The sequence below is a fragment of the Vibrio chagasii genome (genome assembly GCF_002954585.1).
GTDB lineage: Bacteria > Pseudomonadota > Gammaproteobacteria > Enterobacterales > Vibrionaceae > Vibrio > Vibrio chagasii_A.
Map to the genome: position 1 here is coordinate 387,594 of NZ_MSCI01000002.1, position 13,616 is coordinate 401,209.

The 13,616-nt window shown below is 44.5% G+C and carries 10 protein-coding genes and 1 riboswitch; of the genes, 3 read left to right on the forward strand and 7 right to left on the reverse strand.

The features are described from left to right. Positions 1-297 precede the first annotated feature (297 nt). Entirely contained in the window at positions 298-4,194 is a 3,897-nt protein-coding gene (purL, locus tag BTO10_RS09845) for a phosphoribosylformylglycinamidine synthase (protein WP_105024421.1), read from the forward strand. A 177-nt stretch (positions 4,195-4,371) separates the two neighbouring features. On the opposite strand, the gene BTO10_RS09850 is transcribed toward purL, so the two are convergent. From BTO10_RS09850 to BTO10_RS09875, 6 genes are all read right to left on the reverse strand, one after another. Then, positions 4,372-5,319, reverse strand: coding sequence for a VirK/YbjX family protein (locus tag BTO10_RS09850; RefSeq protein WP_032554025.1), 948 nt, complete (start codon positions 5,317-5,319; stop codon positions 4,372-4,374). 274 nt (positions 5,320-5,593) lie between these two features. Further along, positions 5,594-6,625: a 2,3,4,5-tetrahydropyridine-2,6-dicarboxylate N-succinyltransferase gene (gene dapD / locus BTO10_RS09855; protein ID WP_105024422.1), complete on the reverse strand. Its 1,032-nt coding sequence runs from the start codon at positions 6,623-6,625 to the stop codon at positions 5,594-5,596. 256 nt (positions 6,626-6,881) lie between these two features. Then, positions 6,882-7,523, reverse strand: a complete 642-nt coding sequence (locus BTO10_RS09860) for a MarC family protein (RefSeq protein WP_004737591.1) — start codon at positions 7,521-7,523, stop codon at positions 6,882-6,884. A 200-nt stretch (positions 7,524-7,723) separates the two neighbouring features. Then, positions 7,724-8,713 (reverse strand): GGGtGRT protein, encoded by a 990-nt coding sequence (locus BTO10_RS09865; protein ID WP_105024423.1) that lies wholly within the window; start codon positions 8,711-8,713, stop codon positions 7,724-7,726. 24 nt (positions 8,714-8,737) lie between these two features. Then, complete coding sequence (locus tag BTO10_RS09870; protein WP_105024424.1) at positions 8,738-9,430, reverse strand: iron-sulfur cluster assembly scaffold protein; 693 nt, start codon at positions 9,428-9,430, stop codon at positions 8,738-8,740. Between the two features lie 193 nt (positions 9,431-9,623). Beyond that, positions 9,624-9,707, reverse strand: a riboswitch (Fluoride riboswitch). 153 nt (positions 9,708-9,860) lie between these two features. After that, positions 9,861-10,154 carry a YebG family protein gene (locus tag BTO10_RS09875; protein WP_105024425.1) on the reverse strand — a complete coding sequence of 98 codons (294 nt, stop codon included), beginning with the start codon at positions 10,152-10,154 and terminating at the stop codon, positions 9,861-9,863. A 324-nt stretch (positions 10,155-10,478) separates the two neighbouring features. Here BTO10_RS09875 and BTO10_RS09880 point away from each other — a divergent pair, with 324 nt between their 5' ends. Beyond that, positions 10,479-11,453, forward strand: a complete 975-nt coding sequence (locus tag BTO10_RS09880; RefSeq protein ID WP_004737595.1) for a TDT family transporter — start codon at positions 10,479-10,481, stop codon at positions 11,451-11,453. A 113-nt stretch (positions 11,454-11,566) separates the two neighbouring features. Here BTO10_RS09880 and BTO10_RS09885 read toward each other — a convergent pair whose 3' ends face one another. Continuing rightward, positions 11,567-12,457 (reverse strand): LysR substrate-binding domain-containing protein, encoded by an 891-nt coding sequence (locus BTO10_RS09885; protein WP_004737596.1) that lies wholly within the window; start codon positions 12,455-12,457, stop codon positions 11,567-11,569. Positions 12,458-12,567: 110 nt separating this feature from the next. Between BTO10_RS09885 and BTO10_RS09890 the strand changes: the two genes are divergently transcribed. Beyond that, the gene (locus BTO10_RS09890; protein WP_445656368.1) at positions 12,568-13,563 is read left to right on the forward strand and encodes a TDT family transporter; all 996 of its coding nucleotides are present in this window, start codon (positions 12,568-12,570) and stop codon (positions 13,561-13,563) included. The last annotated feature ends 53 nt before the right edge of the window (positions 13,564-13,616 follow it).

Below are 13,616 nucleotides of genomic sequence, written 5' to 3' on the forward strand. Positions count from 1 at the left end.
TATACCAAACCCCGCCAGACTGGCAAAGCAGGTTTCATTAAACAGATGTAAAAGTGGTGATAAATGCATCAAAAACACCATTAGCTCAGAAACATGAAAAAAATCACGCAAACGGTTGCTTTTGGTGTTACGTCACAAAAAAAAATGCTTTATAATGCGCTCGCATTGAAGAGGTGGAATCGGCATAGGTTTTTAAACCTTCGGGAATAGCTTCGAAGAAAACAGTTAGGTTTTTCCTTTAACCCACTGAATTTATTCCAATATCACCTTAATCAACTGCATAAGAGACCTAAGCACATGAGAATTTTGCGTGGCTCCCCAGCTCTATCTGAGTTTCGTGTTAACAAGCTTTTAGAGCTTTGTCGTGAATTAAGCTTACCTGTAACAGGTATTTACGCTGAGTTTGCCCACTTTGCTGATTTAACAGCAGACCTAGACGCCTCTGAAGTTGAGAAGCTAGAAAAGCTACTGACTTACGGTCCAACGATTGAAGAGCATGAACCTGAAGGTTTACTGCTGCTTGCTACTCCTCGTCCAGGTACTATTTCTCCTTGGTCTTCAAAATCTACTGATATCGCACATAACTGTGGTCTAGCGAAAGTATCTCGCCTAGAACGCGGTACGGCTTTCTACATTGAAACGTCTTCTGAACTTTCTGATCTTCAACTTGTTGAACTGAAAGCGATTCTTCACGATCGTATGATGGAAGTGGTATTCACTGACTTCGAATCTGCGGCAGCATTGTTCACCGTTGCTGAGCCTGCACCTTACACGGAAGTTGATCTTCTTACTGGCGGCCGTAAAGCGCTTGAAGAAGCAAACGTTACCCTAGGGCTTGCTCTTGCAGAAGATGAGATTGATTACCTACTTGAAAGCTTTGTCACTAAGCTTGAACGTAACCCGACTGACATCGAGCTAATGATGTTCGCACAAGCGAACTCAGAGCACTGCCGTCACAAGATCTTCAACGCTGACTGGACTATCGACGGCGTTAAGCAAGAAAAATCATTGTTTAAAATGATCAAAAATACGTTTGAAGTGACGCCTGATAACGTACTTTCTGCATACAAAGATAACGCAGCTGTTATGACGGGCTCTGAAGTAGGTCGCTTCTTCCCAGATCCTGAAACTCGCCAGTACAACTACCACCAAGAGAAAACACACATCTTGATGAAAGTTGAAACGCACAACCACCCAACAGCTATCTCTCCATGGCCGGGCGCATCAACAGGTTCTGGCGGTGAAATCCGTGATGAAGGCGCAACTGGTATCGGTGGTAAGCCAAAAGCAGGTCTTGTGGCGTTCTCTGTATCTAACCTTAAGATCCCGAACTTTGTTCAACCTTGGGAAACTGACTTTGGTAAGCCAAGCCGTATCGTTACTGCTTTGGATATCATGCTTGAAGGTCCCCTTGGTGGCGCGGCATTCAACAACGAATTTGGTCGTCCAAACCTACTAGGTTACTTCCGTACTTATGAAGAGAAAGTAAACTCTCACGCAGGTGAAGAAGTACGTGGTTACCACAAGCCAATCATGCTAGCTGGTGGTCTTGGTAACATCCGTGACGAGCACGTACAGAAGAAAGAGATCCCAGTAGGTGCAAGCCTAATCGTTCTAGGTGGTCCTGCGATGAACATCGGCCTTGGTGGCGGTGCAGCATCTTCAATGGATTCTGGTTCTTCTTCTGAAGATCTTGATTTCGCTTCGGTACAACGTGAAAACCCAGAGATGGAACGTCGTTGTCAGGAAGTGATCGACCGTTGTTGGCAGCTAGGTGATGCGAACCCAATCGCATTCATCCACGATGTGGGCGCTGGCGGTATCTCAAATGCACTTCCTGAGCTAGTAGACGATGGCGAGCGTGGCGGTATCTTCAACCTACGTGACGTGCCAAACGATGAGCCGGGCATGAGCCCACTTGAGATTTGGTGTAACGAATCTCAAGAGCGTTACGTAATGGCGGTTGCAGACAAAGACATGGCAACGTTCGACGCTATTTGTAAGCGTGAACGCGCACCTTACGCAGTGGTTGGTAAAGCAACGGAAGAGCGTGAACTTAAACTTGAAGATTCACACTTCGACAACACGCCAATCGACATGCCAATGGACATCCTATTAGGTAAAACACCTAAGATGCACCGTGACGCGAAAACGCTAAAAGCGAACAACCCTGTGATTGACCGTTCTGGTATCGAAATGAACGAAGCGGTTGACCGTGTTCTTCGCCTACCAACTGTCGCAGAGAAAACATTCCTAATCACTATCGGTGACCGCTCGGTAACTGGCCTTGTTGCTCGTGACCAAATGGTTGGCCCATGGCAGGTTCCTGTTGCTAACTGTGCGGTAACGGCAGCAAGTTACGATTCTTACCACGGTGAAGCGATGTCTCTTGGTGAGCGCACGCCTGTGGCACTACTAGACTTTGGTGCATCGGCTCGCCTAGCAGTTGGTGAAGCAATCACTAACATTGCAGCGACTAACATTGGCGATATCAAACACATTAAACTGTCGGCAAACTGGATGTCTCCAGCGGGTCACCCAGGTGAAGATGCAGGTCTTTACGAAGCGGTTAAAGCCGTTGGTGAAGAGCTATGTCCAGCACTGGGTCTAACTATCCCAGTAGGTAAAGACTCAATGTCGATGAAGACGAAGTGGGAAGAGAACGGCGAGCAGAAAGAAGTAACGTCTCCGCTATCTCTTGTTATCACTGCATTTGCTCGTGTTGAAGATGTTCGTAAAACAATTACGCCACAACTACGCACTGACAAAGGTGCTTCAAGTCTAGTACTTATCGACTTAGGTAACGGCAAAAACCGTCTAGGTGCAACGGCACTAGCACAAGTTTACAAGCAGCTTGGTGATAAGCCAGCAGACGTAGACAACGCAGCACAACTGAAAGGTTTCTACGAAGGTGTTCAAGCACTGGTTGCTAACGACCAAGTAGTGGCTTACCACGATAAAGGCGATGGCGGTCTATTCGTTACTCTTGCTGAAATGGCATTCGCAGGTCACTGTGGTATTAATGCAAACATCGAAGCGCTAGGTGAAGACACACTAGCAGCGCTATTCAACGAAGAGTTAGGTGCAGTAATCCAAGTTCGTAACGATGACCTAGACGCAGTTCTTTCTACGCTTGCAGCAAACGGTCTAGAAGCGTGTTCACACGTTATTGGTTCAGTTGAAGCTTCTGATGAGCTAGTGATTAAGTCTGGCGAGTCTGTAGTGATTGAACGTAACCGTACTGAACTACGTACTATCTGGGCAGAAACAACGCACAAGATGCAAGGTCTACGTGATAACCCAGCATGTGCTGACCAAGAGCACGAAGCGAAGAAAGACAACTCAGACCCGGGTCTAAACGTGAAACTGAGCTTCGATGTTAACGAAGATATCGCTGCACCTTTCATCAATACTGGCGCTAAGCCTAAGATGGCGATTCTACGTGAGCAGGGTGTTAACTCTCACGTTGAAATGGCAGCAGCATTTGACCGTGCAGGTTTCGAAGCGACTGATATTCACATGAGCGACATCCTTACTGGTCAAGCAGTACTGGATGAGTACAACGGTCTTGTGGCATGTGGTGGCTTCTCTTACGGTGACGTACTAGGCGCTGGTGAAGGTTGGGCTAAGTCAGTTCTGTTTAACGACTCGACTCGTGAGCAATTTGAAAACTTCTTCAAGCGTGAAGATACCTTCTCTCTAGGTGTATGTAACGGTTGTCAGATGCTGTCTAACCTGCGTGAGCTTATTCCTGGTGCAGAGTACTGGCCACGTTTCGTTCGCAACGAATCTGAGCGTTTTGAAGCACGTTTCAGCCTAGTTGAAGTTCAGAAATCTGATTCTGTATTCTTCAACGGCATGGAAGGTTCTCGTATGCCAATCGCAGTTTCTCACGGTGAAGGCCGCGTAGAAGTGCGTGACAACGACCACCTAAACGCGATTGAAAATTCAGGTACGGTTGCTCTACGTTACGTTGATAACCACGGTAACCCGACGCAGCAATACCCGAATAACCCGAACGGTTCGCCAAACGCTATCACAGGTTTAACCACGACGGATGGCCGCGTGACTATCATGATGCCTCACCCAGAGCGTGTATTCCGTACAGTCGCTAACTCTTGGTCTCCAGAAGGTTGGGGCGAGAATGGTGCTTGGATGCGTATGTTCCAAAACGCACGTAAGAACGTGGGTTAATCATGCCGCTTTAATCTAGATTAGATTAAGCAAAAATCAAAAGCGCAGATCGAAAGGTCTGCGCTTTTTTGTTTCATTTGGTCAGTATGTTTGAAGGTTGCTCAACAATTAATTGTTATTATGAACGAGGAAGTTGTTTTTTATCATTAGATCTATTTACTCTCAGAGTAGATGACATCACTTCGGTTCAAATAATTGAATTGCTTCGTTTGGTAAGGCAATTTTTGATAAAGACTCAGTCAGTTCCTCCTCCAATTTATCAAGTAGAGCGTACCTTTTTGAGTAAAGGTTACGCTTACTTCTTTTTAAATGAGTCAGGTCTTTGCGCTCTAATTTAACTGGAATCTGATAAAAGAACTTACTCACTTTTTGTCCGCTCATCTCTTCCCACAAAGAGTCATAATCACTGCTAATAGCACTTCTTTTTGAACCCAAGTATCGCAAAGCTTGATATACATGGCCTTTATTTGATACTGCGATCACTTTGTTCACTTCAAAATACCTAGCAAACATTAAGCTCAAATTGAGCATTAGAGCTTTAGGGCGAAGGCCGTGAAGTGTTCGAGTTATTTCTTTAATCTTAATCTGACTATCAATGACATGACGGTTGGTCCCTTGTAAGCAACCTATGTGTAACACTCTGTCATTTTCATCTTCAGAGAGGTTGCACGTAATTGAATATATGGTCTGGCCAGAATGCAATTCTACAAGCTTAATGCCGATAGACCCCTCTCTTGACTCACCTGGATAAAGCTCAATCGTGTAAGGTTGACCATTTCGATCTTTGAAGGTTGTTATCTCGAATGGTTTTTCATAAAGGTTGATAACTTTGCTATCAAACTTATCAGTTAAAATTTGAAAATGCGATCGTATCAGCTCTAGCCTCTGGGTGGATGAGAAACTAGGAGAGATGAATGGTTTCAATGGCTTTTCAAAGAGCTTGTAGTCGTTTTCAAAGACTGCTGTTAGTTTTTTATCCTTCTGCAAATCGTACATTCCTTGAGTAACTTGGCGATTGAGCAATCCCCACATAACAAATCGAATGTTTTTACGAATGTAGTCTACTCCATAACAATGCGGGTGAACTTTCTTTGATAGATTGTGGAGTTTTTTTAAACTGTGCATGAGAATTTTTTTCGAAATGAGTGGATCAATTGAGATGATTATATAAAACAATAAAACACTGTTCAAAATCTCATGACCATTTAATTAGGTGTTAGCAGGGAGTTTGACCCTCTGAGCTGTTTCTGCCATGTGTCACAGGGTAAGATGAATTTGTTAGAAAGTGTGTATGTTAGTGGATTAAGGGGCGACATACTTTTGGATACTAGCAAAAGAATGAAGAAAGCCGCTGGATTTCACCCCAGCGGCTTCGTATTTTCTAGCATCTAATGCTTGATTAATTGTTGCTGTGTAGCTCGCTGTTCAGTTCAACAGCAGACTTGTTCGCTAGACACTCAATTTGACCAGTGATTGAGTTGCGACGGAATAGCAGGTCAGAAACGCCAGCTAGGTCGCGAGCTTTAATGATTTCTACTTCGTTGCCTTCTTTATCTAGCATTCGAACTTTCGTACCAGCCGTTACATATAGACCAGACTCAACAGTACAACGGTCGCCCATTGGGAAGCCAAGACCAGCGTTTGCGCCTAGTAGGCAGTTTTCGCCGATAGAGATAACCATAGTACCGCCACCAGACAGAGTACCCATGATAGAAGCGCCGCCGCCGATGTCTGAACCGTTACCTACAACAACACCAGCAGAGATACGACCTTCAACCATGCTTACGCCTGTTGTACCAGCGTTGAAGTTGATGAAACCTTCGTGCATAACCGTTGTACCTTCACCCACATGTGCGCCAAGACGAACACGAGAAGTGTCAGCAATACGAATACCTGTTGGTACCACGTAATCAACCATCTTAGGGAATTTGTCTACGCAATCTACAGATAGAGTACGACCTGCAAGGCGAGCTTCGATTTGACGCTCAGCCAGTTCAGGAAGATCGATTGGACCTTCGTTAGTCCATGCGATGTTGTGCAGTAGACCGAAGATGCCGTCTAGTACTGTACCGTGTGGTTGAACTAGGCGGTTAGAGATTAGTTGCAGTTTTAGGAAGCCTTCAGCAGCAGATGCTGGCTTCTCGTCTGTCGCAAGAACAACAAGAACAAGTGGCTGTTCAGATGCTGCTGCTTTTTCTGCGAAAGATGCGTTTGCTGCATCGTCGTTTGCTGCGAATGCTTTTGCTAGTTCTGCGCTTTGTGCTGCAGAGATTTCGATAGCTTGGTTGCCTTCAGTGTAACCTGCTACTTCACCAACAGCCGCTACTAGAGCGTCGCTTGGGTTTAGAAGTGGGCTAGGGAAGAACGCTTCAATGATTTTATTGTCGCGGTTTTTGGTTGCCGTACCGAAGGCTAGTGAAAAGAAAGCCATGTTGAATCTCCATGTGTTGAGTCTTGATTTTGCTATTTCATAACAGCGGCTCGAATGACCAGCGCCGTCGTTAGCAAAGTTAATTTAATTGCGTTCATCATAAAGAGAGCGCCCTCGTTATGAAAGGGCGCATCGGGATAAAGTCTGTAAAATGATATTGCTTGTCTTTTGAGAGATATTTTTCTGCAATGAGAAAACGTTGCAGATCAATACAAATTGGCGGATATATGAGTCAATATTCCCCTTGAGTGAGCATTTAAACAAACAGCGCTTTATGAGCTTGCTCGATCCCTTCAATCAACATCTGCATACCGATAACAGCCAGTATCAAACCCATCATTCGAGTAATCACGTTCAGTGCGCTTGGCCCTACCGCTTTCACGAAGCGTTCGCCAAACACAAACAATACGTAAGTTAAGGTACACAACAGACCAAACGCGATGATGGTAATGACGGTTTCATAGATGCCCTCGGTGCTGGCAAAGTTCATCGCGGTGGCTATTGTCCCCGGGCCAGCCAGTATCGGCATGGCCAGTGGTGATACTGCGATACTTAGCGCCGCGTCTTGTTGGGCATCTGAGTTGACCTTCTCTTTCGCCTTCGAGTGTGTCGATTCACCTTGTAGCATGTGAAAGCCAATCAAGAAGACCAAAATACCGCCTGTGATGCGCAGGGCATAAAGCGTGATACCAAAAAGGTCGAAGATCAGCTTGCCTGAAATGGCAAACGTACTGACGATGATAAATGCGATAAACACTGAGCGGAACGCGATCGACTTAACTGTCTCCCTGTCGTTGTCGCCTGTTAAACCAAGAAAGATTGGCGTGTTAGCGATAGGGTTCATGATGGCGAAAAAGCCCATGAAAACTGTGATGGTATGGATGATGAGCTCTTTCATATTATTCCTTTAAAAAGATGCAGTTAAATACACATGTTGAATAAGAATAGATACTAGAGCAAGTGTGAGTAAAAAACAGCCAGCATAGGGCTGGCTGTATAGTTTTAGTGATGGTAGTAGAGTTTTGACTGTGTGTTGGTGTCGATTTTTCAACTAACGCCTCGGCTTGAGGCGCTAAGTGGTGACAATCACTTCTATCATTATGCGTTTTGAGACTCGCTTACCGCGACAGCTAGTGCAACCGTAGCACCTACCATTGGGTTGTTACCCATGCCGATGAAGCCCATCATAGCAACGTGAGCAGGAACTGAAGAGCTACCTGCAAACTGAGCGTCTGCGTGCATTCTGCCCATAGTATCTGTCATGCCGTAAGAAGCAGGGCCTGCCGCTACGTTGTCTGGGTGCAATGTACGACCTGTACCACCGCCTGAAGCCACTGAGAAGTAAGGTAGACCTTGGCGAGTACGCTCTGCTTTGTAGATACCCGCAACAGGATGTTGGAAGCGTGTTGGGTTGGTTGAATTACCCGTAATGCTCACATCCACCTCTTCTCTGTGCATGATTGCTACACCTTCACGAACATCATCAGCGCCGTAACATAAGATCTCTCCGCGAGGGCCATTTGAGAAACGGCGACGTTCTGTTTCAACGAGTTCACCGGTTTGGTAGTCGTATTGAGTGCGCACGTAAGTGAAGCCATTGATGCGTGAGATTAAGTAAGCCGCATCTTTACCTAAACCATTTAGGATAACTTTTAATGGATTTTTACGTGATTTATTGACGTTTAGTGCGATTTTAATTGCGCCCTCAGCGGCAGCAAAAGACTCGTGACCCGCAAGAAAAGCAAAGCAGTGACTTTCTTCATTCAGAAGACGAGCAGCAAGCGCACCATGACCAATACCCACTTGACGTTGCTCGGCAACACTACCGGGTTTTGTGAATGCTTGGAGGCCTTCACCGATGATGTTGGCTGCTTGTTCAGCGTTGCTCGCTTTACGGAATAGAGCCATGGCTGTACCTAAGGTGTATGCATCGGCTGCACTTTCAAACGCAATTGGTTGAGTGTCCATCACCAAAGTTTTTGGGTCTACATTGTGGGCTTTACAGTATTGCTCTGCTTGCGCCAAAGAGTCGAAGTTCATTTCTGCCAATGCGCGAGTTACTGATTCATTAAGTTGAGTGTTCATAATATCTTTCCTCTAAATTGGCAAAAATTACTGTTGGCGTGGGTTAATCTTGGTCACGGCTTCATCGAAGCGACCATAAGTCCCTGTAGCAAGGTCAGCCGCTTCATTGGCTGGCACACCTTGATTAATCGCCTTCATCATTTTGCCGAGGTTGAGATATTCGTAACCAATCACTTCGCTGTGGTCATCAAGTGCAAGCTTAGTCACATAGCCCTCTGCGAGTTCTAGGTAACGGACGCCTTTTGCTGCGGTTGAGTAGCTGGTACCAACTTGGCTGCGCTGGGTTTGACCTAAGTCTTCCAATGCAGCACCGATCTCTAGGCCACCTTCAGAGAAAGCAGATTGAGTTCGACCGTAAACAAACTGCAGGAAGATTTCGCGCATCGCGACGTTAATCGCGTCACACACTAAGTCAGTATTAAGTGCTTCTAGGATAGTTTTTCCGGTGAGGATTTCAGCGGCCATCGCGGCAGATTGTGTCATGCCTGAGCAGCCGATAGTCTCGATGAGTGCTTCTTCGATAATGCCGTTTTTCACGTTGAGAGTCAGTTTTGCCGCGCCTTGTTGTGGTGCACAAGTGCCTACGCCATGGCTTAAGCCAGAAATAGCGATGACATCTTTTGGGCTAACCATGGCGCCTTCAACTGGAGTTGGAGCCGAGTTGTGAAGATCACCCCTTTGAATAGGGCACATGGATTGAATTTCTGAAGAGTAATGCATAATGTTTTCTCACTAATAAAGTCGTATTGACCTAGGGCGTTGAGAAAACAGGACGTGTTGGAAGAGGAGCGGCTAATTCACTACAGATCTTGAGTATCGATAATCCAAAGGAGTAATGGAACTTGGTCTTAATAGACGCAGCCCATTTCAAAATGGAGGAGTAGCGATACATCCAACAGTATTACCTGTTTTCGATTCTGTAGGAGTCATTAGCACGGTTCAAAAGAACGGGCGGTTGAAGCAAACGCTTAGGTGGAACCCCATCACCTGATGGTTATAGATTAGATCTTTATCACACTTTTGTGCAAGCGAATGTTTAGAGCTATTTCGACTATAAAAAGCATCATTATATTTCGATAAGTATAAAAAAACGCCAATGACTGACTCTGATTAGAGGTGTCATTGGCGTTTTTTAGAAAGCTTCAGCTAATTAAGCTGCATCTTTTTCTGCGTCTTCAACCGCTTCAAGCTTCTTCGCTTTTTTCGGAGCTGGTTTACGCTTCGCACCTAATGCGTAAAGAACTTCTTCTTTGTTCTTAGCTAGGTACATTGCAAGTTCTTCTTGCTTGCCTTCATCTTCAACTAAATCGCTTTTGCCTAACAGTTCAAAAAGCTCATCAGCCATATCCAGCATTTTGTCGTATGCGTCAGCTTCGGCTTTAGAGGTAAAAGTCATTTTCTCTTCTCCGTTGCGTTCCACCACGTACTTGACGATAACAGCCATGGTTAATCCTCTAAGTTTGATAAATTTTACTGGCTTTTTATACAGTTTCTGAGTGTCTAAGTCTAGCAACATAACTTTGAATGAGAGATACATTCAACTAAGCGAATACTTATTATACGCGGAGGTGCGTAATGTTTTTATGACTGATGGGAATGCAAAATCCTCCCTTTATCATTTTTAGCTATTACTAGCATTTACTTTACACTTGTTGTTATAACGTCGTTAGTTAAATGTGAACGCATGTTCTGGATTACTAAACATACTAACACTAATGATAATAGTAGACTGAAAACCCCTAAATGCAGTTAAGTGTGTAAGAACATAATGATAAGAAAAGTAACAAGAAAAGCCGTAACGGCACCAACGCCGATGGCTGGCTTAGCTCTTGGTATTGCAAGTCTAGGCTGGTGTTGGGAGAACATCGCTGAACTCAATGGGTATGGGCAGTGGTTAAGTGCAGCTGTTGCGGGTGTTTTATTGGTGATTTTGGCAATTAAGTTTCTTTTTCATAATCATGTATTGAGAAAAGAGCTTGCGCACCCTGTCGCAGGTAGTGTTGTTCCGACTTTTGCCATGGGAACTATGGTCGTTTCAAATTCTGTCGGTCAATTTTATAGTACATTCGGAGATGTGCTTTGGTTAATTGCGGTAGCGTTACATGTTTTGTTTTTGATAAGTTTTGTTTGTCATAGAGTAAGAGATTTTGAACTCCATCAATTGGTTCCCGGGTGGTTTGTTCCACCGGTTGGAATCATCGCAGCAGGACTCTCTTTTTCTGGTAACCCTATACTCGAGCCAGTTGCATATGGAGCTCTTGTTTTTGGTATGGTATCTCAAGCTGTGATGTTACCAATAATGATTTACCGTTTTATGTTTACACATGAAATCCCAGATACAGCAAAGCCTACAATTGCGATTATGGCTGCTCCAGCAAGTGTATCGTTAGCTGGCTACCTGACGGTGGTATCCTCACCCTCACCAGTCATTATTGCTTTACTATTTGGAATTGCAGTATTGATGACTGTCATTATTTATCTCGCGTTGTTTAAATTATTGAGGTTACCCTTTAGTCCCGGTTATGCTGCATTTACCTTTCCTACGGTCATCAGTGCTACAGCGCTCTTTAAAACAGCCGATTGGATGGCAAAAAATGGGTTAGAGGCTAATTATGTTCAACAAGTTAACGGTATGGCAAGTATAGAGCTGCTTGTCGCGACCCTAGTTGTTGGTTATGTGACTTTTAAGTACGTCAACCACCTTATAATTCAACCATTTAGGGTTAAGTTGGACTGTCTTTAGACGACTTTCGCAGCGAGATTATTTTTCTAACCCTTCTTGTAAAATCAAATACGGTTAATTTGTCATTTTTAGAAATCGTTAAAGATGCTTCTGATTTTAGTATCTAAGATTCATTAGTCTTTCCAACTTTGGCAGAATTCAATAAAGGTTCGAAGGAGTGGACTTTGATATTTTTCCTTGTGGATTAAAACCCAAAAACGACGTTTCATATCTAGTGGTATGTTTAGCATTTTTACGCGACCATCTTGAATTGCAGGCTGTGTGGACAGGCGTGATAAGCAAGCTAATCCAAGCCCCGCTGATACCGAGTTGATAAGAGCTTCAGTGGTATTAAGTTGAAAAGCCTCTTGCCAGTTCTCTAAGCGTGGGGCGATGGTCCGCATAAAGAATTCTCGGGAGCCAGAGCCTCCTTCTCTCAGAATCCATTCTGTGTTTTCGAGCTCACTTAAACTAGTCAGCCCACCGTGAAAGTGAGGATAATCCGGTGGGCAGATCACACACATTTCATCTTCAATGAATTGTGTGGAGTCTAGTTCTGGGTGCATGGTTTTACCCTCAATGAGAGCAATATCGAGTTCGTATGCGATCAACATGTCACAAATCTGCGCGGAATTTGAGATGAACAAGCTTTGTGAGCGATGATTCGTTTTAGAACGGAAGTCGCTTAGTAGGTAAGGAGCGACTTGGTTACCAATTGTATCGCTAGCACCAATACGTAATTGCCCCGATAGAGTTTGCTCGTCGTCGAATACATTTTGAATATCTTGAGCTCGGCTGAGTAGTTCATCCGCCAAGGGCAGAAGCCTCTGCCCTTCTTGATTGAGAATTAAGCGGTTGTTTACTCGATCAAATAAATGATGGCCAATTTGTTTCTCTAGTTCGGATAGCGCCACACTTACTGCAGCTTTAGATAGGAACAGACTAGCTGATGCTTCAGTTAGTGTTTTGTGCTGAGTGATCGTAGTAAATACTTTCAGTTGTTTAAGAGAGATATGACTAGGCATGATATTCCGTTAATTAAATTTGAACGTTGGTTTCAAATAATTAGATATATTAGAACGAAGTGCAAGAGTAACATACCCTTAAAGACAGTTAGCCGAGATTTGAGGTCGTGATGATAAAAAGCGCAAAAGAAAAAATAACAGGAGCTCCAACACCCATGGCAGGGTTAGCACTAGCAATCGCAAGTTTAGGCTGGTGTTGGGATGGCGTTTTAGTCGCACAAGGTATTTTGCACACCCCAGGTTTAGTGCAATGGACCAGTGCGGGTATCGCGGCGGTATTACTTCTTGTTTTAGCTGTGAAGTTTCTGATTCATGGTCATCTATTGCGTGAAGATATTGCTCACCCTGTAGTGGGTAGTGTGGTTCCAACATTTGCGATGGGCTGCATGGTGGTATCAGCATCTTTAGCGCCGATTTCTCAATTCCTTCAAGAAGCGATGTGGCTAGCGGCGGTTGCTTTACATGTTGTGTTCTTAGTGAGCTTTTTGTACCACAGAGCAAAACAGTTTGAGATTCACCATATGGTGCCAAGCTGGTTCGTACCGCCAATCGGTATCATTGTGGCAGATGTATCTTTCTCGGGTAATCCAGTTTTAGAGCCTGTAGCGAACGCGACTTTGGTATTCGGCTTATTGGTTTACGCTGTGATGCTACCACTGATGGTTTACCGTTTGATCTTCTCTCACGAAGTGCCAGATGCCGCAAAACCAACCATTGCGATTATGGCTGCACCAGCAAGCCTATCTTTGGCGGGATACCTAACAGTGACAGCAAGCCCTTCTCCAGTGATTATTGGTTTGCTATTTGGTATTGCGGTATTGATGACGTTCATTATCTACATGGCGTTTTTCAAACTACTTCGTCTGCCATTCAGCCCTGGCTATGCAGCGTTTACTTTCCCAATCGTGATTGGTGCAACAGCCTTGTTTAAATTGGCTGCGTGGATGCAAGCACAAGGCATCGAGGCGCATTACATTAACCAAGTATTTAACCTAGCTTATCTAGAGCTGATTGTTGCAACCTTAGTGGTAGGTTATGTCGCTGTTCGTTACTACATGAACTACAAACCTCACCGTGTTTTAAGTGCGGTAGCGGGCAGATTGTAAAGGACAATAGTTCAAAAGATAAACGGACCTTAAGCTTTCGGTATTTCATAAGC